Source organism: Aeromicrobium sp., assembly GCF_047606445.1.
Taxonomy (GTDB): Bacteria; Actinomycetota; Actinomycetes; order Propionibacteriales; family Nocardioidaceae; genus Aeromicrobium.
The window spans coordinates 1-20,342 of record NZ_JASGEK010000053.1 but is presented as its reverse complement, the minus strand read 5'-3'; the positions used below and the strand labels follow the sequence as shown (position 1 = coordinate 20,342).

Sequence of the window (20,342 nt, the reverse complement as noted above, 5' to 3'; positions counted from 1 at the left end):
TTCGCGCGGCGGGTCGGCTGAGCCGCCGCGCGAAGGCCGCGCCTCAGGACTTCGTGGCCTCCAGGCCCGCCGCGACCAGGGCGAAGACGCCCTCGCCGATCCCCTCGAAACCGTCGCCGACGGTCAGGCCTTGGTTGAAGCGGAAGTATATGCCCTCCAAGATGACCGCGAGTTTGAAGAACGCGAGCCCGAGGTGGAAGCCCATCGAGCTGACGTCGCGGCCGGACCCCTCGGCGTAGCGCCGCAAGATCTCCTCGGGGCTCGGGTAGCCGGGGGCGCGCGGGGCGTCGGTGACGAGCGAGCCGCCCTCGACCATCGACATCTGCTGGTAGGCCAGCATCAGCGCGACGTCGGTGAGCGGGTCGCCGAGCGTGCTCATCTCCCAGTCGAGCACTGCCGTGATCTGGTCATGCTCGTCGATCAGCGCGTTGTCGAGCCGGTAGTCGCCGTGCACGATGGCGGCGTCGGAAGTGGTCGGCAGCTGCGCCTCGAGGCGCGCGACGAGCTCGTCGATGCCGGGGATGTCGCGGCTGCGCGAGGCGTCGAGCTGTTTGTTCCAGCGGCGCAGCTGACGTTCCAAGTAGCCGTCGGGGCGGCCGAAGTCGCCCAGGCCGACGTCGGCCGGATCGACCGCGTGCAACGCCACGAGCGTGTCGACGAGGCGGTCGGCGATGGCGCGCACCCGCTCCGGACCCAGCGGCTCCAACTGTTCGGCGCGCGCGTACGGGGTGCCGGGCACCGACGACATGACGTAGAACGGAGCGCCGGTGACGCTGTCGTCCTCGCAGTGCGCGTGGACGACGGGCACCGGCACGGGGGTGTCGGCCAGCGCCGACATGACCCGCTGCTCGCGGCCCATGTCGTGCGCGGTGGCCAGCACGTGGCCGAGCGGCGGTCGACGGAGCACGACCTCGGTCTGTCCGTTGGTGATCCGATAGGTCAGATTCGACTTGCCGCCGGTGATGAGCGAGGCGCTCAGCGGCTCGCCGAGCAGGCCGGGGACCTGCTGGGCGAGCCACGCTCCGACGGCGGGGAGGTCGAGCCCGTCGACCGCTTCAGCCATGGCGATCAGTCCTTCGGTCCGCCGGCGACGTAGATGACCTGGCCGGACACGAAGCCCGCGCCCTCGCTGGCGAGGAAGGAGACCGTGTGCGCGATGTCCTCGGGCTGGCCGACGCGGGCCACCGGGATCTGCTTGGCGTTGTAGTCGATGAAGTCGTCGAAGGCCACGCCCATGCGCTCGGCGGTGGCCGCGGTCATGTCGGTCTGGATGAAGCCCGGGGCGACGGCGTTGGCGGTGACGCCGAACTTGCCGAGCTCGATGGCGAGGGTCTTGGTGTAGCCCTGGACGCCGGCCTTGGCCGCGGAGTAGTTGGCCTGGCCGCGGTTGCCCTGAGCCGAGGTCGAGGACAGGTTGACGATGCGGCCGAACTTCGCCTCGACCATGTACTTCTGGGCGGCCTTGACGGTGTTGAAGGCACCGCGCAGGTGGACCGCCATGACGAGGTCCCACTCCTCGACGGTCATCTTGAACAGCAGGTTGTCGCGGATGATGCCGGCGTTGTTGACGACGATGGTCGGCGCGCCGAGCTCCTCGGCGATCTGCGCGACGGCGGCGTCGACGCTCGCGGCGTCGGACACGTCGCAGGCGAGGGCGAGGGCCTTGCCGCCGCTTGAGTTGATCTGGTCGGCGACGGCCTGGGCCTGCTCGGCGTCGAGGTCGAGGACGGCGACCTGGTGGCCGTCGGCGGCGAGGCGCTGGGCGGTGGCCGCGCCGATGCCGCGGGCGGCGCCGGTGACGATCGCGGTGCGAGTCTCAGTCACGGGTTCTCCTTGGAAGTGAGGGGAGGCGGCTAAGCGCTTGCTTAGCTTCACTGCGCACGGTAGCGCATTCCCCGACCCTGCGGGAGGGAGCCTTCGAGACCCCGGGGGCCCGGGCGAGGGACCGCCCGCGATGATCGTCGCGTGACGACCTACCGACTGCCGATGCGCTGGGCGGACATCGACCAGCTGAACCACGTCAACAACATCGTGTACCTGGCGTACGCCGAGGAGGCCCGCGCTGCGCTCGTCGACGACGGCGTGATCGACGGAGGTCTGCGTCCGACGCGCATCGCGGTCGACTTCGCCCTGCCGATGCAGCTGTCGAAGCGTCCGGTGCTGGTCGGGCAGGAGGTCGACGGGTCGCTGCTCCGGCAGGAGATCGCCCAGGAGGTCGACGGGAGCCGGGTGGTCTTCGCCCGCGTCGAGACCGAGCTGGGCGTGCCGGGACGGCTGGGCGACCCGCAGCTGGACGGCGTGGCCGTGCCCTTCCGGGGACGCCGGGGCGACCTCGGCCCGTCCGGTCGCGTCGAGGCGGCGCAGGTCTTCGAGTACTTTCAGGAGGCCCGCATCATCGCGATGTCCCAGGGGTGGACGGACGGACGGCTGGGACAGCTCGTGCTGGCCCGGCTCGAGGTCGTCTTCGGCGAGCCGGTCTGCTGGCGGCCCGAGCCGTGGCAGTTCGTGATGGGCGTGGAGCGGGTCGGGACGAAGTCGTTCACCCTCGCTGCGGAGTGGCGCGACGGCGACCGGGTGCTCGCGCGCAGCCGGGCGGTCCTGGTCGGCTTCGACGTCGCGACGCAGTCCGGCCGGGCGCTCAGCGAGTCCGAGCGGGCCTATGTGGCCGAGTGGGGGAAGGACGGTTAAGACGAGGCCTGGTCCGGCTCGGGCGTGTTGACCATGAAACTCGCCGCCCGCACGACGTAGTCCCAGAACGCCGCGTCCTGCTCCGGCGTCAGCGACACCGCGTCGAGTCCCGCCCGGAAGTGCGTCAGCCAGCGCCGCGCCGACGTCGGGGTGACCGGGAAGGGCGCGTGCCGCATGCGCAGGCGGGGATGTCCGCGCTGCTCGCTGTACGCGGTGGGGCCGCCCCAGTACTGCTCCAGGAACATCGTGAAGCGCTCGGCGGCCGGGCCGAGGTCCTCCTCGGGATACATGGGACGCAGCAGCGGATCGTCGGCGACGCCTTCGTAGAAGACCTGGACGATCCGCTCGATGGTGGCGCGGCCGCCGATCTCCTCGTAGAAGGTCGTCGTCACTGGTTCTCCTCGTAACGCTGGTCCTCGATCATGGCATGCGGATCCCGGTCTCGTCGAAACGGACTTTGATCCGCTGCCGCATCGCCCGGGCGACGAGCCACTGCTTCAGCGGCGCGGTCTTCAGCACGACCCGCACGACCACGCCGTCGGTGGAGAAGCGTTCCACACCCCACACCTCCGGCTCTTCGATGATGACGCCGTGGTAGGTCTCGTCCTCCCACAGCGCGTGGGCCTCCTCGGCGAGGATGCGCTGCACCTCGTCGATGTCGGCCTCGTAGGCGACGGTGATGTCGAGCACCGTGCGCGCCCAGTTCTGCGACTGGTTGCCGACGCGGACGACCTCGCCGTTGCGCACGTACCAGACGGTGCCGTTGACGTCGCGCATCCGGGTGACGCGCAGCCCGACCGCCTCGACGGTGCCGTTGGCGTGGCCGAGGTCGATGGAGTCGCCGACGCCGTACTGGTCCTCCAAGATCATGAAGACGCCGGCGATGAAGTCCTTGACGAGGGTCTGCGCGCCGAAGCCGAGCGCGACGCCGAGGATGCCCGCGCCGGTGAGCAGCGGAGCGATGTTGAAGCCGAGCTTGTCGAGCACCATGACGGCGGCGATGGTGATGATGGCGAGCGTGGCGATCGAGACGAGCAGGTCGCCGATGGCACGGGCGCGCTGTTGACGCCGCTCGGAGGCTCCGGGGCGCAGGTCGGCGAGCAGCTCGCCGGCCTTGGAGTTCGCCAGGACCCCGGGCACGCTGCCTTGGCTGGCCTTCTTGACGACGCGGCGGATGAAGCGTTTGACCAGCCACCGCACGGCGACCGCGATGAGGACGATCACGAGGACGCCTGCGGGCCGTTCGACGAGGTATTCGTAGAGCTTTCCGTCGGGCAGTGTGAGGTCGAGGTCCGGCATGACGCCAGCGTACGGGCCGGTAGGATGACGCCATGCCGACTCCCGCGCGCCTGCTCGCCCTCGTCACGTCTGTCCTCGTCATGCTCGTCATGGCCCCGGCGGCCGCCCTGGCCGACGCGCCGAACACGTGGGAGGTCGAGAAGGAGCCGCTCGACGTGCTCGGCTACCTGGTGCTGCTCGTCGGCATCCCCGGCGCGCTCTTCGCCGTCATCTGGGTGATCGCCTTCGCGCTGTCGCGCAAGAACTACACCGCCCCCGCCCCGGGCTCCGAGAACGCGCACTGAGTCTTTCCGACATCGGCTCGGTGTCCTTCGAAACTGGGCAGGCAGTGAACGGAAGACTGGAAGATGTCGGCCAGAAGCACTAGAGTTTGTCACGCAGGATGCCTTGGCCTCCCGTATCGCCTTCGACCCCGCCCCGTGCGGGGTCGTCGTGCGTTCAGGGGATCTCCACGCGATCGGTGACGAGACAGCGGTCGATGGTGTTCCATAGTTGTCGGATCGCTCGCGTCTCACGGGGGTCCGGTGAGTCGATGTCCACCTTCCGTAGGCGGATGAAGGCGACCATGTCAGCGGCTTGGATCAGGCGGCTCTCATGCGATGGAGTGAAGTGGATCGTGTCGATGATGCGGTCGATCTCGACGGGTTTCTCGGAAGGCGTGGTCCAACGACGGTAGTCCGTCAGTAACTTCCGGTGGCGGTCATCCTTGTGGTACTCATCACAGATGAGCAGCGCGAGGTCGTTCTCGTTCTCAGCGATGAGTTGGATCTCCTCAAAGATCCTGGTGAGGCCGACGGAGTAGGGCGGACGAGGACTCGCGTGTCGAGATCGGTGTGCTGTGACATCCAGCCCGCGGATCACGATCCGGACGCCAGAGGCGGCGATGAGGTCGAACACGTCGATGAAGACACGGACACGTTGCCGAGGAGCGAGCGTGGACCAGTTCTTCTTGCCGTGGAACACCTCATAGCCATGTAGCTCTTCTCGGTAGTGGAGGGCGGTGTGTGACGCGGACAGAGATGCCACGTGGTCGTCAAGGGCCTCCGATAGCGATTTCACTTGCTCCGGAGTCGCGACGACAGCGGCGATGAGGAACAGCCTTGGCGAGAAAGACTCATCGGCATAGGTGAGCAGCATCGGTCCGTTCTGTGGCAGGGGACGGACACGAAGCAGTCGAGCGATGTCGCTATGACTATTTCACATAGTCATAGCGACACCATTCGGTTCAGCGGGAGCGGGCGCGGAGGGAGCGGGCGAGGTCGTCGCGGCCCTCGCGGACGTAGCGCAGAGCGGCGGCCGGGGCGGTCGTCTCGGCCAGCCAGGCGTCGACCCGCTCCAGCGTCTCGGCGCTCGGGTTGGCGTTCGGGAAGAGGTTGATCAGCGCGATCTGGCCGATCCACACGCCCATCTCGTCGATCACCGTCTCGGCCATCGACAGGTACTTCTCGACATAGGGCGCGAGCACGTCGGCCTGGCCGGTCACCTGGATGCCGCCGGCGATGGAGCGACGCGTCTCGTTCGGGGTCGAAGGATCCTCGACGGCCCGGCGCCACGCCTCGGCCTTCGCCTCGGGCGTCGGCCGCAGCGCCAGCGCGCCCGCCGCCCGCTCGCGGCCGGAGTTCGTGTCGTCGCGGCGCAGCTCCTCGGCGATGACATCCTCGTCGGCCACGCCGATCCGGGCTAGCGCCGACACCAGCGTCCACCGCAGGTCGGCGTCGACCGTGAGGCCGTCCAACTCGCCGGCCAGCAGCGTGTTCAGGAACTCAGGCGAACGCGCCGCGCCCGCGTAGCCGCGCACCAGCGCCAACTGGTGGTCGCTGCCCGGCTCGGCCGCCTCCACCAGCGCCCGCAGCCCTGACTCCCAGCGCTCGGCCAACTCCTCGGACTGCGCCTCCGGCGTGTAGAGATTGACCGCGCCGAGCCCCTGCCGCAGCAGCGAGCCGACCGCCACCAGGTCGGACTCCGTGCCGACGCCCGCCAGCACGAGGTCGACGAAGTCGCTCGACGCCAGCTCGGCGTCGCGGGTCATGTCCCAGGCCGCGCCCCAGCACAGCGCGCGCGGCAGCGACTCCGCGAAGGACGCGATGTGGCCGACCAGCGTGGCGAAGGAGCGCTCGTCGAGGCGGATCTTCGCGTAGGTCAGATCGTCGTCGTTGAGCAGCACGAGGTCGGGCTGCTTCGTCCCGACCAGCTCGGCGATCTCGGTGCGCTCGCCCTCGACGTCGGTCTCGATCCGCTCCGTGCGCACGAGAGAGTCATCGACCAGGTCGTACAGGCCGATGGCGATCCGGTGGCGGCGCAGCGTCGGGTGGTCGGGGTGCGCGGTCTGGGTCACCGCGAAGGACGTGAACGCGCCGTCCCCGCCGACGGCGAAGTCCGACGCCAGCGTGTTGACGCCGGTGGTCTGCAGCCACTCGGCCGCCCACGACGTCAGCTCACGCCCGGACGCCGCCTCCAACTCGACCAACAGGTCGGTCAGCGTCGTGTTGCCGTAGGCGTGCTTCGCGAAATAACTGCGCAGTCCCGCGAAGAAGTCCTCCTCGCCCACCCATGCCACCAACTGTTTGAGCGACGACGCGCCTTTGGCGTACGTGATGCCGTCGAAGTTCGCCTCGACCGCGTGCAGGTCGTAGTTGTCGGCCGCGATGGGGTGGGTCGAGGGCAGCTGGTCCTGGCGGTAGGCCCAGTTCTTGCGGCTGTTGGTGAAGCCGGTCCAGGCGTCGGTGAAGCGGGTCGCGTTGACCTGCGCGTGGTGCGAGGCGAACTCGGCGAACGACTCGTTCAGCCAGAGGTCGTCCCACCACTTCATCGTCACGAGGTCGCCGAACCACATGTGCGCCATCTCGTGCAGGATCGTGTTCGCGCGCGACTCGTAGGCGGCGACGGTCTGACGGCTGCGGAAGATCATCTCGTCGCGGAAGGTCACGCAGCCCGCGTTCTCCATCGCGCCCATGTTGTACTCCGGCACGAACAGCTGGTCGTACTTGCCGAACGGGTAGCCCATGCGGAAGGCGCCCTCGAAGAACTCGAAACCCTGCTTCGTGATGAGGAAGATGTCGTCGGCGTCGAGGTGCTCCACGAGCGACTGGCGGCAGAACACGCCGAGCGGGATCTCGCCGAACTCGCCGGAGTAGGTGTCGCGCACGACGTGGTAGTCGCCGGCGACCAGCGCGGTGATGTACGTCGACATCTTCTTGGTCGGCGCGAAATGCCAGACGGCCGTGCCCTCGCCCGCCGGGGTCGGCTCGGGGGTGGGGGAGTTCGACACGACCTGCCAGTGCGACGGCGCGGTGACGTGGAAGGTGAACTCGGCCTTGAGGTCGGGCTGTTCGAAGGTGGCGAACACGCGGCGGGCGTCGGGCACCTCGAACTGGGTGTAGAGGTAGACCTTGTCGTCGGAGGGGTCGACGAAGCGGTGCAGTCCCTCGCCCGAGTGGGAGTAGAGGCAGCGCGCCGCCACGACCAGCTCGTTGCTCGTCTGGAGGCCGGTCAGCGCGATCCGGCTGTCGGCGTAGGCGGAGGGGTCGACCGTCTCGCCGTTGAGCGTGATCGACTCGACCTCGGCGTCCACGAGGTCGACGAAGGTCGCCGCGCCGGGGGTGGCGGAGAACGTGAGCGTGGTGACCGAGCCGAATCGCTCGTCGCCCGATTCGGTCGGAGCTAGTGTGAGGTCGAGCGCGACGTCGTATGAGGCGTCGGAGACGACCGACGCGCGCTGCTGGGCTTCTTCACGGGTGAGGTTGGTGCCGGGCATGGTTCCGATCGTGTCATGCGGGAGGTCGCGAGAGGATGACGAGGTGACGATTCCGACAGGTCCCGTCGCGGCGCCGGACCGGGTGCGTCGCCTCGCCTGCGGCGCCGACGTCGTGTGCGTGTGGAGCAACGACTACGGCGGACTCACCTTCCGCACGACCGGCCCCGAGGGTCGGTTCTACATCAAATGGGGACCCCGCAATCTCGAGTTCGCCCTGCGCGACGAGGCGGAGCGGATGGCGTGGGCCGCGGGCTGGACGCGCGTGCCGCGCGTCCTCGACCAGGGGCAGGACGACGAGCACGAGTGGCTGGTCACGGCCGCGATCGACGGTGCGAGCGCGGTCGACCCCCGCTGGATCGCGGAGCCCGCGACCGCTGTGGCGGCGGTGGGCAGGGGGCTGCGGGCGCTGCACGACGCGCTGCCGGTCGTGGGCTGCCGGTGGGACTGGGGCGTCGAGTCGCGGATCGCCAACGCCGAGCGGCGGGGGATCGCCGTTCCGGAGAGCCTTCGCCGCGCGCCGGAGACGGATCGGCCGGTCGTCTGCCACGGCGACGCCTGCTGCCCCAACACGCTGCTCGACGCGAAGGGAGACTGGCTGGCACACGTCGACCTCGCCCTGCTCGGCGTCGCCGACCGGTGGGCCGACCTCGCCGTGGCTTCGACGAGCACAGTGCGGAACTACGGCCCCGGCTGGGAGGACGCCCTCATCGAGGCGTACGGCGTCGAACCCGACCGAGAGCGCCTCGACTACTACCGGAGTCTCTGGAACGCGACCTGAGCCCAGCGACTCGCCGTCCGACGCCCGTCAGGCAGTCCCTGAGGCTCCCAACTCGAAGGGGGTCACCCTCGGGTCAAGTCCGCCAGCGTCGGTCAGACGGTCGGTGGGGGGTGTTCGCACAGGTCGGCGAAGCCGAGTCCCATGCGCTGCGCGTCGTCACGCGGAGCCTGGTCGGCTTCGCCGCGGAGGTGGTCACGGCGTGGGGCGGCGAGTGCTTCGACGGCGGTCTTCAACTGCCTGCTCGGGCTTCCGGGAGCCGGAAGTCCCCATATCCGGGTGCCGTCATGGTTCGACCCTTGTCCGCAGCGCCCGGGTGTAAGTGCTCAGCGTGGTCGTCGCCGAGGCGTGGCCCGTTGCCTGCTGACGGCGACGACGCCGCACTCTGCGACGACGAAGCCGTCGGCGAGATAGGGCGCTTCCATCGGATTGGCGGTGCGTGCCACATTTCTGTCGGTGCCCCTCGATAGGGTCTTAAGCATGGATGTCGCGCCTACCGTCTCCTCGACGCCCAGAGCAGTGGATCTGTTCTCGGGCGCTGGCGGGTTGGCGTGTGGGCTGACCGATCGCGGGTTCGACGTGCGGCTCGGGTCTGATGTGTGGTCGCCCGCAGCCGCCACGTACCGGGCGAACTTCGCGGACCACGACTTCGCTGAGGTCGACATTCGCGATCTGTCGGCAGCCGACATCGTCGCAGCGAGTGGCGGTGTGGCCCCGGATCTCATCGCCGGTGGCCCGCCCTGTCAGGGCTTCTCGTCAGCGGGCGCGCGAGCCGCGAACGACGAGCGAAACACGCTGGTGGGTTGGTATGCGCGCCTCGCGGCTGAGATTCGACCGCCCGTGGTGGTGTTCGAGAACGTCGAAGGTTTTCTTACCGCGTCAGAAGGAAGGTTCGTCACGGACCTCCTGGACCCACTGTTCGAGGCGGGATACACCATCCGTCTTGAGAAGTTGAATGTTGCCAACTTCGGCGTTCCGCAGCTCAGGAAGCGTGTCATCGTTCTTGCCGCTCTCGGTCGTCATCCGCTCCGACTAGTTCCCACGAACAGCGCAACGGGAGCGCCCGGTGTGTGGCGAGTCGGAGCGGGTCTCCCGCCGACTGCTACCTCCGGCCAAGCGTTGGCTGGAGTGCCAGTGCGGCCGGACGACCGGATTGCCGAGGTCCGCGAGCCAGGGGAACTGGAGCTCGCACGTATCCGTGCGTTGCGGCAGGGGGAGACCATGCGTGACCTTCCAGAACATCTTCAGCACCGAAGCTGGAGTGCGCGAGCGAATCGGCGGGTCAGTGACGGCATGCCGACTGAGCGGCGCGGTGGTGCGCCGATCGGCCTGAGACGGCTCCGTGCGGATGAGCCTTCGAAGGCGATCACAGGCGCGGCCACCCGGGAGTTCGTCCACCCGACGCAGGACAGGACGCTCACCCTCAGGGAAGCGGCGACATTGCAGACGTTCCCTGCGAGCTTCGAGTTCCTTGGCACTAAGTCTGAGATCGCGACTATGATCGGCAACGCGATCCCGCCTAAGTTCGCAGCCGAGTTGGCGTCGGCGGTCAAGGACACACTCGCTGAACCCCAGGGGTCGGTTTCTGGGGAGGTGGTTGACTTCCGCAGTACCAACGCGGAGGCCATGAGCCCGGCTCTCACCCGCGTCGTCGACTTGGTTGAGCAGCGCTACGGCATTTCCCAACCGGCGCTGGCCCTTTTCTGAGGACCTTCACTGTGGCACTCACAACAGCTCAGTCTGCCGCCTACACGAAGCTGCGCCAGACCTCATCGTCAGGACAGGCCGTCGCGCTATCAGACGACGCTGTGCGTGCGTTGATCTTCATCGCGGCAAGAGATCTCGACCTTACAGGGGCGCTACCAGTGCCTGACGAAGTTCCGAACCTGTATGACCCCGAGTTCGGCCTGGCGTTCGAACTTCCCGGCGATGATCCTCGCGACCTCTACGAGACGCTCATACGAGCGAACCCTGAGGCCGAGACTTTCGTCGCGTGCGCAGCCGCCATTCACAAAGCTCGACTGAAGTATCAGAGGGTTCTGGCATCTCAGCCGCTGGCCTCGATGGATCAGGTTGCTCCCCGTGGGCTCCTCCAATACGGGCAGGTAGAACCAGCCCCTTTGGCAGCGCTATTGGTTTGGCGCAAGTGGTTGTACGACCTTGATAACCGGGCAGCCCAGGACACCGGCTATCTCTTCGAGCCTGTGATTGCGGGAGCGATAGGCGGCGTCCCGTATTCAGCAGCCAAGAGCCCAGTACGGCGGGCGTCCGGCAAGGGCGGCCGACAGGTCGACTGTCTGAAGGGGGCCTGCGTGTATGAGATCAAACTTCGTATCACCATCGCTGCGAGCGGGCAGGGCCGATGGGGCGAGGAGTTGCAGTTCCCCGCCGAAGCCAAAGACTCCGGGTTCACCCCCGTGCTCGTAGTTCTCGACCCGACTCCCAACCCGAAGCTCGACGAGTTGATCCGGGTCTTCCGTGCGAACGGTGGGGAGACCTACATCGGTGACGACGCGTGGGCCCATCTGAAGGCTGAGGCTGGACCCGAGATGGCGGTCTTCCTAGAGAAGTACATCCGTGAGCCTCTTGATGAGATCTACTTCGCCCTCGATGAGGATGAGCCATTGCCGTCGCTCTCCTTGAGTGACCAGGGAAGCCAGATTCGTGTGGACATTGGTTGGTCCAGCGTCACGATCGAGAGGGACCAGATCGCCGATCCTGACGACGCGTCCGACGCCATCCCCGACGAAGGCGGGGACTTCCTGCCGGGGATCGAGTGACTGTACTGGTCCGGGACAACACATGTGGCAAAAATGTGGTGGGACAGCACGTCGCGACCAACGAAAGCCAACGAGCCCAGACAAGGAGTTGAACCACCGCTTTGCCGTCTCAGCTCCGGGTCGCCGTCACGTACGTCAGGCCGCCCGCCGGTCGCACCTCGACGTCGGTGAAGCCGTCCTCGGCGAGCCACCGCTTCAACTCGACCCGCGAGCAGCCGGGGCCGAGCACGCCCGCCACGCGGCCGCCGACCCACAGGCCGCGGAAGCGCAGCGGGCCGTCGGTGACCATCGTGCTCAGCGCGAGCCGTCCACCAGGCAGCAGCACCCGCCCGAACTCGCCGACCGCCGCGCGCGGGTCGGGGAAGCAGTGCAGGCTCGTGAAGGCGAGCACGAGGTCGACCGAGTCGTCGGGCAGCGGCAGGTCGCCGACGTCCATCTCGACCGTCTCGACGCCGTCCAGGCCGAGGGCGCGCGCCTCGCCCCGCGTGCGGGTGAGCATCGCCGGGGAGATGTCGGCGGCGAGATAGCGGAGCCGATGGTCGCGCGGCAGGTCGCGCAGCGCGATACCGCCACCGCACGGGATGTCGAGCACCTGGGCGCCCGCCGGCAGCTCAGCGAGCTCGGCGGCGGCGATCCGGTGCAGCACCCCGACCCCCGACCCGACGCCGATCCGCCACAGCAGGGCCCCGAGCCGGGGGTCGGTGGAGATGCGGTCGTAGACGATCGCCCAGGGGTGGTCGCGCTGCCACGACCGGCTGGACCCGTCGGCGTCATGCGGTGCCATGGACGAAGCATAGTGAGCGACGACCGCGAGACTCGTCTCACGGAGTGAATGAGGCGACGCGCGACCACCGTCTCAGGCAGGATGGTCCCCATGACGGTCCCCTTCGCCGCCTCGGAGCGATCGACGGTCGGCATCGAGTGGGAGCTGGCCCTCGTCGACGCCGACTCCGGCGACCTGCGCCAGGTCGCCGAGTATGTGCTCGACGCCGTCGCGCCGGTCGGCGGCGGCCAGCATCCGCACATCCGCCAAGAGCTGCTGGTGAACACCGTCGAGGTGGTCTCGGGCGTCTCCCGCACGGTCGCCGAGGCGGGGCGCGACCTGGAGCAGAGCATCGAGCTGATCCGCACCGTGACCGACCGGCTGCGCGTCGAGCTGATGTGCGCGGGCACCCACCCGTTCTCCCGCTGGGACATGCAGAAGGTCACCGACAAAGAGCGCTACGCCGAGCTGATCGACCGCACTCAGTGGTGGGGCCGGCAGATGCTCATCTACGGCGTCCACGTGCACGTCGGCGTCGAGGACCGCGACAAAGTCCTGCCCATCGCCCACGCGCTGCACGGCCACTACGGACACCTGCTCGCGCTCAGCGCCTCCTCGCCGTTCTGGGGCGGCAAGGACACCGGCTACGCCTCCAACCGGGCGCTCATGTTCCAGCAGCTTCCCACCGCCGGCCTCGGCTTCCAGTTCGACACCTGGCCGGAGTTGGAGGGCTACGTCGACGACATGCTGCGCACCGGCGTCATCGACGTCTTCGACGAGATCCGCTGGGACATCCGGCCCTCGCCGAAGTTCGGCACCTTGGAGGTGCGGGTCTGCGACGGCATCCCGAGCCTGCCGGAGTTGTTGAGCGTGGCGGCGCTGACCCACTGTCTGGTCGAGCACTACTCCCGCGAGCTCGACGCCGGGCGCGAGCTGCCGATGATGCCGCCGTGGTTCATCCAGGAGAACAAGTGGCGGGCCGCCCGCTACGGCATGGACGCCATCTTGATCCTCGACCGCGACGCCGACGAGCAGCTGGTCACCGACGACCTCGCCCGCTGGCTGCGGGTGTTGGAGCCGGTCGCGCACGACCTCGGCTGCGCCGACGAGTTGGCGGGCGTGGAGCAGATCGTGGCCCGGGGCGCGTCCTATCAGCGCCAGCGGGCGGTGGCCGCGGCGAACGGCGGACGGCTCGACGCGGTGGTCTCGGCGCTCGTGGAGGAAATGCGCACGGGCCGCCCGGTGTTGCCGCCTGTATGACTGCTGCTGAGACGACCGCTGAGACCGTCGACTTCTGGTTCGACCCGCTCTGCCCGTTCGCCTGGATCACCTCCCGCTTCATGCTGGAGGTCGAGAAGGTCCGCGACGTGCGCACCGTCTTCCACGTGATGAGCCTGTCGGTGCTCAACGAGGACAAGGACGTGCCCGAGGAGTACCGCGCGATGATCGCCGCTGGCTGGGGGCCGGTCCGTCTCGGCGTCGCCGTCGAGGCCGCCCACGGGTCCGACGCGCTGCGCGACTACTACACGGCCATCGGGACGAAGCGGCACAACGAGGGCCGCGACTTCTCACCTGAGCTGTTCGCCGAGGTGCTCGCCGAGATCGGCCTGCCCGCCGAGCTGGCCGCCGCGGCCGACGACACGTTCCTCGACCAGGCGGTGCGCGACTCCCATCAGGTCGGCATCGACAAGGTCGGCGAGGAGGTCGGCACGCCGGTGGTCGAGGTCGGCGGCGTCGCCTTCTTCGGCCCGGTCCTGCAGTCGATCCCGAAGGGCGAGACCGCCGGAGCGGTGTTCGACGGCGCGCGGGCGCTGGCGGGCTACCCGGACTTCTTCGAGCTCAAGCGCACCCGCCATGGAGACCTCGACTTCAGTTGAGGCAGGCGGACGGGCGGGCTCTCGCAGAAGATTTGCTGAGAGCTGACTGAACGTCTTAGGATGGGTGCGACTTCTCCTGGGTTTCCGGGGGGATACGTCTCTTGGTGAGGTGCCCGTGAAGAAGCTCCTGTCTGTCACAGCGTCCGGTGCCCTGGCCGCGACCGCCGCCGTCGTGATCCCGCTGGTGACCGCCTCGCCTGCGATGTCCGTGCCCGGCACGCCGGGCGTCCCGCAGCCGGGCGTGGCGGTGTTCCACGAGGATTTCGAGGGGCGTGAAGGGTACGGGCAGGGGGTGCTCTCCGACACCCAGAACGCCGCCGGAGGCGTCGCGCTGGTGGGCGGTTTCACCGGTGTCGACGGCAATACCTACACGGCGGAGGGGGCGTGGGCCGAGACGTCGAGCTACAACGGGATCGTGGCGTCGCCGTACACGCCGAACTCGACCCTGATCGCCTTGGGCGTGGGCGACAGCGGTTCCCGTAACCAGATACGCAACCTCGCGGGCTATCTGGGCACCCTCAACGGCACGGGCACCGCCAACCACGCCGTCTCGGCCTACACCGGCGGCACCACCCCCAATCCGGGACCGGATCTGGTGGAGTTCGCCACCAACGGCCCGGTGACCACGGCGACGCCGGTCGGCAACCGGTTCCTGACCTTCTCGGTGAACGTCGCGGCGATCAACTGCAACGCCAACGGCGGCAACGGCGCCGGCGCCCCCAAGTTCAACTTCTACTTCGACGACGACAACGGGATCACCGACGTCGGCGGGAGCGACCCGGTGCCGTTGAACAGCACCCCGGTCCAGGCCTGCACCGGCAGCTCCGGCACGGCCACCTTCACCGCGCCCGAGCCCGTGCTGTGGGACCACGCGCAGAACCCGTATCTGGTGATCCGCAACGCCAACGGCAGCGGTATCGGCAACGACCACTCCTTCGACGACATCAAGCTCGTCGACGTGTCGCCGCAGATCGACAAGGAGTTCGTGTCCCCGTTGACGTCTCCGGGCGGCGTCTCGACGGTCCGGCTGACGGTGACGAACACCTCCGAGCTGGCGGCGAAGGAGGGGTGGTCGTTCACCGACGAGCTGCCCGAGGGGCTGGAGGTCGCCCCGAACCCGAACTTCTCGACGACGTGCACGAACGGCGCGCAGACGGGCGCTGTGGCGGGGTCGACGTCGGTGGACCTGTCGGGCGACCTCGTGGAGGGCGAGGAGTTCTGCACGCTGCAGTTCGACGTGATCACGCCCGAGGACGCCGACGAGGACACCACCTACGTCAACGGTTCGGGCAACATCACCGACGCGGTCGGCGTCACCCCGCCCGGCGACGCCGAGCTGGGTTTCGGCGACCCGCTGTTCGGCGGCTGCTCCGACCTCATCACCTTCGACGACGAGGCCGAGAGCGAGACCTGGCGCCGGGCGACCGTCGAGCAGGACGGCGTGACGATCAGCATCCCCGAGGAGTCGGTCGACTGGGTGGACGACGAGGGCAACCCGGCCCCGTCGATCTACAGCGCCGACTTGGAAGGCGGCACCTGGACGGAGGTGTGGACGCCGGAGTTCGCCGAGAACGGCTACAGCAGCGACTTCTCGTTCCTGGACGACCCCAGCGAGGTCCTGCAGTTCGACTATCTGAACGACACGGGCATCGGGTTCAACATCTACGTCGCGGTCGTCGGCAACAACGGCGAGCGCTACTGGTACAACTTCCGCGATCAGATCACCGACTCCACCACGTGGAACCGGGTGCGGGTGCCGATGGACCCGGAGCAGTGGCGCACAGGGGTGGTCTCGGGCACGGGCGTCGACATGGACTCCGACCCGCCGACGGCCGACGAGTTCAGCGCGGTCCTGGCGAACGTGGACCGGTTCATCATCTCGGTGGAGGGCCGCTCGGGCTCGGACGCCACGTGGATCGACAACTTCGGTCAGCCGTGCGACGACTTCGGCGACGCTCCGGACACCTACGGCACCACGTCGGGAGCCGCGAACGGCGCGGCGCACCGGGCGGTGGGCCTCGACGCCGACACCGGCGTCGCGCCGCTCATGCTCGGCTCGACGGTCGACGTCGAGGACGACGCGACGCCGACCGCCACGGCGAACGGCGACGACATCGTCCCGGCGGGCGCCAACGACGAGGACGGCCTGCTCTACCCGTTGGCGGTCGCCGACGGCGTGGCCACGGACGTCACCGTGAACGTCACCAAACCGACCGACGAGGCGGCGACGCTGGCGGCGTGGATCGACGTCGACGACAGCGGCACGTTCGAGGCGGGCGAGCTGGTGAGCCTGGTGATTCCGGCGGGCACTGCCTCGGGTCCGCAGGCGGTGACGCTCCCGGCGATGACCCTGCCGGCGTCGCAGCAGGCCCTCGCGCGCTTCCGGCTGTTCTCGGGCGAGATCGCTGAGGACGCGCTGTCGCCGATCGGCCCGGCCATCGGCGGCGAGGTCGAGGACCATCTCGCCGTCCCGGCCGACCCGGACATGACCATCGTGAAGCGGTCCGAGCTGCAGGACAGCAACGACAACGGCACCGCCGAGGTCGGCGAGACGATCCTGTACTTCTTCGACGTCGAGAACACGGGCAACGTGCCGCTGACGAACGTGTCGGTCGACGATCCGAAGATCGCGGCCGCCTCCGACGAGGTGCTCGAGGTGTTGGCTCCGGGAGCGGAGCACACCTTCGGCCCGGTGGTCTATGTGGTGACGCAGGAGGACGTGGACGCCGGCGGCGTGGACAACACCGCGACCGCCACGGGCACGACGCCGGCCGGCGGCGAGTTCGAGACGGCGGAGTACGAGAACGAGGTGCCGGGGCCGGAGCGCGTGCCGGGTCTGAGCATCGAGAAGTCGGCGGACCTGGACGACGAGAACGGCAACGGCCTGGCCGACGAGGGCGAGACGATCGACTACTCGTTCCTGGTGGTCAACACCGGCAACGTCACGATGAGCGACATCGTGGTGGAGGACACGAAGGTGACGGGTCTGGACCCGCAGAATTTCTACCTGTTGCCGGGGGAGGAGGTCACGGTGACGGCCGACCCGTACGTGGTGACGGGCGCGGACGTGCAACGGGGCAGCGTCGACAATGTGGCGACGGCTGTCGGCACGGATCCGACGGGCGGGGTGTTCGAGAGCGCGGCGTCGGAGGTGTCCACGAAGACGCCGGGGCCGGAGCTGCCGACGACGGGCTCGGGCGTGACGCCGTGGTGGGTCCAGCTGGGTCTGCTGCTGATCCTGTTGGGCGGCGTCGCCTTCGTCGCGGCCCGCGTCCGGGGACGCGCGAGCGTCTGACCGAGAGTCGCCGAGGGAGGGGAGCCTCGTGTGAGGCTCCCCTCCTCGCGCTGACAGGATGGAGATATGCGCGTTCACGTCGCGGCGGACCACGCCGGATACGAGTTCAAGACCCACCTGCTGGCCTGGCTGGCCGAGAACGGCTACGAGCCGGTCGACCACGGCGCGTTCGCCTACGACGCGCTCGACGACTACCCGCCGTTCTGCGTCGACGCCGCGCGGGCCGTCGCCGACGATCCCGGCTCCCTCGGCGTCGTCCTCGGCGGCTCGGGCAACGGCGAGCAGATCGCCGCGAACAAGGTCAAGGGAATCCGCGCGGCGCTCGCGTGGAGCACCGAGACCGCCTCGCTCGCCCGTCGGCACAACAACGCCCAGGTCGTCTCGGTCGGCGCGCGCATGCACTCGACCGAGGAGGCCGTCGCCATCGTCGAGGCCTTCCTCACCACGTCGTGGAGCGAGGAGGCGCGGCACCAGCGCCGCATCGACTTGCTGCTCGGTTACGAGGACACCGGCTCCTTCCCCGACGCGAGTGCCTGAGGGGCACACCCTCCACCGTCTCGCCGCCGACCTGACCGAGGCCTTCGCCGGACGTCGGGTGCGTTCGTCGAGTCCGCAGGGCCGTTTCGCCGCAGGCCGGATCGACGGGCGTCGGCTCGACGTGAGCGAGGCGTGGGGCAAGCATCTGTTCGTCGGCGTCGAGGACGTCCCGTGGAAGGTCCACGTGCACCTCGGCCTGTACGGGTCGCTGCGGCTCATGCCCGGCGGGCGGCACGACGTCGTGGGCCAGGTGCGCTGGCGGCTGACCGCCTCGGCGCGCTCCGGCCCGCCGGTCACCGCGGACCTGCGCGGCCCGACGGTCTGCGAGATCGTCACGCCGCCGGGCATGGACGCCGTCCTCGACCGGCTCGGCCCCGACCCGCTGCGCGCCGACGCCGACCCCGAGCGGGCCTTCGCCAGGATGCGGAGGTCCCGGCGTCCGGTCGCCGCGCTGCTGCTCGACCAGTCGGTGCTGGCCGGGGTCGGCAACGTCTACCGGGCCGAGGTGCTGTTCCGCCACGGCGTCGACCCGCTGCTGCCGGGGAACGGGCTCGACCACGCGACCTGGCAGGCGATCTGGGACGACCTCGTCGCGCTGATGCGGGTCGGCGTCGAGCGGAACCGCATCGACACGGTGCGTCCCGAGCACGAGCCGGAGGCCATGGGACGTCCGCCGCGCGTCGACGACCACGGGGGAGAGGTCTATGTGTACCGGCGCGACGGACAGCCCTGCTGGGTGTGCGGGACGCCGGTCTCGACGAGCGATCTCGACGGGCGTCGGCTGTTCTGGTGCCGGGTGTGCCAGAGGCCGGATAGGGTCGCCGTGTGAGCACCCCCGCACGCCGCCTCCTGCGCGCGTTCCCCGACCGACTGCACGACGCCGTCATGCGGTGGCGCAGCGGCTCGCGCGAGGGCCAGGTCATGGTGCTGTCGTTCATCGTGGCGCTGGCCGCGGTGTTCCTGACGATCTCGCTGATCGACTACGACCGCATGCCGATCAGCGGCTTCTACGTGCCGTTGCTGCTCGGCATGCTGCTGCTGCGCTTCTGGCCGCTGGTGGGGCTGGTCGGCGTCGTCGCGGTGTTCAGCGTCGTCACGGTCGTCGCGGAGGGGCCGATCACCACGGCACGGGCCACGTCGATGACGCTCATGTCGGTCTCGACGGCGATCATCCTGTACCAGTCCAGCCGTCAGCGGTCCGGTCTGCCGGGACCGCTCGGCCAGGCGATGCTCGTCGACTTGCGCGACCGGTTGCAGTCGCAGAGCAAGGTGCCGCCGCTGCCCGAGGGGTGGCGCTGTCAGTCGGCCATGGACACCGCGGGCGGCGTCAACTTCGCCGGCGACTTCCTCGTGGCGAACCTGTCGAAGGACGAGCGGCATCTGGAGATGATCCTGGTCGACGTGTGCGGAAAGGGCGTCGGCGCGGGCTCGCAGTCGCTGCAGTTCGCGGGGGCGCTCGGCGGGCTGATCGGCGCGCTGCCGCCGCAGGGGCTGTTCGCCGCCGCCAACGACTTCCTGCTGCGCCAGCGGTGGGACGAGGGCTTCGCGACCGCCGTCCACGTGCTGGTCGACTTGGAGAGCGGCGCGTACTCGATCCTCAACGCGGGCCATCCGCCGGCGATGCGGTGGGACGCGCTCGGCGGGGAGTGGATCGTGGACGGCGCGCACGGGCTCGCCCTGGGCATCCAGGAGTTCCCCGGCTTCGAGCAGACGTCGGGCCAGCTCGACCCGGGCGACGCGCTGATGTTCTACACCGACGGGGTCGTCGAGTCGCGACAGCGCGACGTGGGGTCCGGGATCGAATGGCTGCGCCAGGTCGCCGGCCCGGTCGCCGCGGAGGGCTTCGACAACGCCCCCCGTCGCATTCTGGCGTCCAGCGACACTCGGGGTGACGACCGCGCGGTGCTGATCCTCGAACGCACGGCCTGACCCGGATTCTTCGGACAGGCCGCCGGTCTCCTGCGATGATCGGCTATGGACTACTGGACGCGGTCGATCTCGGCACGGCTCACCGAAGGGTGGGAGGAGGCGTTGGTCACGCGGCGTCTGACCCGCGACCATCGGGTCGACGTCGAGTGGCTGAACCTCGCCACGGGTGTGTCGATCGTGCTGGTCGCCGACTCCGGCGTCGACTATCGGCGGGTCAGCGCGTCGATGAGGCCTGCGAAGGCCTTCGACCGTCCGGCGCAGCTGCGGGTGTTCCAGCGGGCGTTGAACTGGCAGGTCTTCGAGATCACCCGCGCGATCCTCGGCACGGCCGGTCTGATCGCCGACCCGTCGCCCACGGTCGCGACTTTCGAGCGGGCGCAGGAGGTCTGCGTCCCCCTGGTCGAACGGGCGCTCGGCGGCGACCTCGGCGGCCGCCACCGGGGGAGATGAGGAACGCCCCTCCCGTCGGGCCGGAAGGGGGCGGCGGAGCGGACGACGGGACTCGAACCCGCAACATCCTGCTTGGAAGGCAGCGCACTGCCACAAACGGCGCTCTGCTCACCCTGGTCGTCGACCACGGCGTCGCACCTGCGGTCGCGACGTCGCGTGATGGTCGGGAGTTTGCAGCATGAACACACGCACTGA

General features: G+C 69.0%; 19 protein-coding genes. 12 read left to right on the top strand and 7 right to left on the bottom strand.

Annotated elements, in window-relative coordinates; genetic code table 11:
* Positions 1-43 precede the first annotated feature (43 nt).
* A complete protein-coding gene (locus QM621_RS09985; RefSeq protein ID WP_414990231.1) occupies positions 44-1,063 on the bottom strand; it encodes a phosphotransferase family protein in 1,020 nt (339 codons plus the stop codon).
* Between the two features lie 5 nt (positions 1,064-1,068).
* On the bottom strand, positions 1,069-1,824 hold the full coding sequence (gene fabG, locus QM621_RS09980; RefSeq protein WP_414990230.1) for a 3-oxoacyl-ACP reductase FabG: 756 nt from the start codon (positions 1,822-1,824) through the stop codon (positions 1,069-1,071).
* A 141-nt stretch (positions 1,825-1,965) separates the two neighbouring features.
* Between fabG and QM621_RS09975 the strand changes: the two genes are divergently transcribed.
* Complete coding sequence (locus QM621_RS09975) at positions 1,966-2,688, top strand: acyl-CoA thioesterase (protein ID WP_414990229.1); 723 nt, start codon at positions 1,966-1,968, stop codon at positions 2,686-2,688.
* Here QM621_RS09975 and QM621_RS09970 read toward each other — a convergent pair.
* A complete protein-coding gene (locus QM621_RS09970) occupies positions 2,685-3,080 on the bottom strand; it encodes a globin (RefSeq protein ID WP_414990228.1) in 396 nt (131 codons plus the stop codon). The genes QM621_RS09975 and QM621_RS09970 overlap by 4 nt on opposite strands.
* Positions 3,081-3,108: 28 nt before the next feature.
* Entirely contained in the window at positions 3,109-3,987 is an 879-nt protein-coding gene (locus QM621_RS09965) for a mechanosensitive ion channel family protein (protein WP_414990227.1), read from the bottom strand.
* Positions 3,988-4,019: 32 nt separating this feature from the next.
* Here QM621_RS09965 and QM621_RS09960 point away from each other — a divergent pair, with 32 nt between their 5' ends.
* Entirely contained in the window at positions 4,020-4,271 is a 252-nt protein-coding gene (locus QM621_RS09960; protein WP_414990226.1) for a hypothetical protein, read from the top strand.
* A gap of 154 nt (positions 4,272-4,425) precedes the next feature.
* On the opposite strand, the gene QM621_RS09955 is transcribed toward QM621_RS09960, so the two are convergent.
* Both QM621_RS09955 and pepN read right to left on the bottom strand, forming a co-directional pair.
* Positions 4,426-5,124: a DUF3800 domain-containing protein gene (locus QM621_RS09955; RefSeq protein WP_414990225.1), complete on the bottom strand. Its 699-nt coding sequence runs from the start codon at positions 5,122-5,124 to the stop codon at positions 4,426-4,428.
* An 88-nt stretch (positions 5,125-5,212) separates the two neighbouring features.
* A complete protein-coding gene (gene pepN / locus QM621_RS09950) occupies positions 5,213-7,741 on the bottom strand; it encodes an aminopeptidase N (protein ID WP_414990224.1) in 2,529 nt (842 codons plus the stop codon).
* A 43-nt stretch (positions 7,742-7,784) separates the two neighbouring features.
* Here pepN and QM621_RS09945 point away from each other — a divergent pair, with 43 nt between their 5' ends.
* From QM621_RS09945 to QM621_RS09935, 3 genes are all read left to right on the top strand, one after another.
* On the top strand, positions 7,785-8,519 hold the full coding sequence (locus QM621_RS09945; protein WP_414990223.1) for a phosphotransferase: 735 nt from the start codon (positions 7,785-7,787) through the stop codon (positions 8,517-8,519).
* A gap of 477 nt (positions 8,520-8,996) precedes the next feature.
* Positions 8,997-10,223, top strand: coding sequence for a DNA cytosine methyltransferase (locus QM621_RS09940; RefSeq protein WP_414990222.1), 1,227 nt, complete (start codon positions 8,997-8,999; stop codon positions 10,221-10,223).
* Between the two features lie 11 nt (positions 10,224-10,234).
* Entirely contained in the window at positions 10,235-11,296 is a 1,062-nt protein-coding gene (locus QM621_RS09935) for a hypothetical protein (protein ID WP_414990221.1), read from the top strand.
* A gap of 109 nt (positions 11,297-11,405) precedes the next feature.
* Here the strand turns inward: QM621_RS09935 and QM621_RS09930 are convergent, their stop codons facing one another.
* Complete coding sequence (locus tag QM621_RS09930; protein ID WP_414990220.1) at positions 11,406-12,080, bottom strand: class I SAM-dependent methyltransferase; 675 nt, start codon at positions 12,078-12,080, stop codon at positions 11,406-11,408.
* Positions 12,081-12,170: 90 nt separating this feature from the next.
* Here QM621_RS09930 and QM621_RS09925 point away from each other — a divergent pair, with 90 nt between their 5' ends.
* The 7 genes from QM621_RS09925 (at position 12,171) to QM621_RS09895 (ending at position 20,147) form a co-directional block, all read left to right on the top strand.
* Positions 12,171-13,319, top strand: coding sequence for a glutamate--cysteine ligase (locus QM621_RS09925; RefSeq protein WP_414990219.1), 1,149 nt, complete (start codon positions 12,171-12,173; stop codon positions 13,317-13,319).
* Positions 13,316-13,936, top strand: coding sequence for a disulfide bond formation protein DsbA (locus QM621_RS09920; protein ID WP_414990218.1), 621 nt, complete (start codon positions 13,316-13,318; stop codon positions 13,934-13,936). The genes QM621_RS09925 and QM621_RS09920 overlap by 4 nt, the downstream gene beginning before the upstream one ends.
* A gap of 115 nt (positions 13,937-14,051) precedes the next feature.
* Positions 14,052-17,231 (top strand): GEVED domain-containing protein, encoded by a 3,180-nt coding sequence (locus QM621_RS09915; RefSeq protein ID WP_414990217.1) that lies wholly within the window; start codon positions 14,052-14,054, stop codon positions 17,229-17,231.
* Positions 17,232-17,297: 66 nt separating this feature from the next.
* Positions 17,298-17,768 (top strand): ribose-5-phosphate isomerase, encoded by a 471-nt coding sequence (locus QM621_RS09910; protein ID WP_414990216.1) that lies wholly within the window; start codon positions 17,298-17,300, stop codon positions 17,766-17,768.
* Positions 17,761-18,597 carry an Fpg/Nei family DNA glycosylase gene (locus QM621_RS09905; RefSeq protein ID WP_414990215.1) on the top strand — a complete coding sequence of 279 codons (837 nt, stop codon included), beginning with the start codon at positions 17,761-17,763 and terminating at the stop codon, positions 18,595-18,597. Before QM621_RS09910 ends, QM621_RS09905 begins: the two co-directional genes overlap by 8 nt.
* Positions 18,594-19,697, top strand: a complete 1,104-nt coding sequence (locus QM621_RS09900; RefSeq protein WP_414990214.1) for a PP2C family protein-serine/threonine phosphatase — start codon at positions 18,594-18,596, stop codon at positions 19,695-19,697. The genes QM621_RS09905 and QM621_RS09900 overlap by 4 nt, the downstream gene beginning before the upstream one ends.
* A gap of 45 nt (positions 19,698-19,742) precedes the next feature.
* Positions 19,743-20,147: a hypothetical protein gene (locus QM621_RS09895; RefSeq protein WP_414990213.1), complete on the top strand. Its 405-nt coding sequence runs from the start codon at positions 19,743-19,745 to the stop codon at positions 20,145-20,147.
* Positions 20,148-20,342 lie beyond the last annotated feature (195 nt).

Coding starts and splice junctions, on each gene's coding strand:
- QM621_RS09960 (WP_414990226.1), top strand. CDS start 4,020: ATGCCGACTCCCGCGCGCCTGCTCGCCCTCGTCACGTCTGTCCTCGTC.
- QM621_RS09930 (WP_414990220.1), bottom strand. CDS start 12,080: ATGGCACCGCATGACGCCGACGGGTCCAGCCGGTCGTGGCAGCGCGAC.
- QM621_RS09910 (WP_414990216.1), top strand. CDS start 17,298: ATGCGCGTTCACGTCGCGGCGGACCACGCCGGATACGAGTTCAAGACC.
- QM621_RS09965 (WP_414990227.1), bottom strand. CDS start 3,987: ATGCCGGACCTCGACCTCACACTGCCCGACGGAAAGCTCTACGAATAC.
- QM621_RS09940 (WP_414990222.1), top strand. CDS start 8,997: ATGGATGTCGCGCCTACCGTCTCCTCGACGCCCAGAGCAGTGGATCTG.
- QM621_RS09895 (WP_414990213.1), top strand. CDS start 19,743: ATGGACTACTGGACGCGGTCGATCTCGGCACGGCTCACCGAAGGGTGG.
- QM621_RS09955 (WP_414990225.1), bottom strand. CDS start 5,124: ATGCTGCTCACCTATGCCGATGAGTCTTTCTCGCCAAGGCTGTTCCTC.
- pepN (WP_414990224.1), bottom strand. CDS start 7,741: ATGCCCGGCACCAACCTCACCCGTGAAGAAGCCCAGCAGCGCGCGTCG.
- QM621_RS09985 (WP_414990231.1), bottom strand. CDS start 1,063: ATGGCTGAAGCGGTCGACGGGCTCGACCTCCCCGCCGTCGGAGCGTGG.
- QM621_RS09925 (WP_414990219.1), top strand. CDS start 12,171: ATGACGGTCCCCTTCGCCGCCTCGGAGCGATCGACGGTCGGCATCGAG.
- QM621_RS09920 (WP_414990218.1), top strand. CDS start 13,316: ATGACTGCTGCTGAGACGACCGCTGAGACCGTCGACTTCTGGTTCGAC.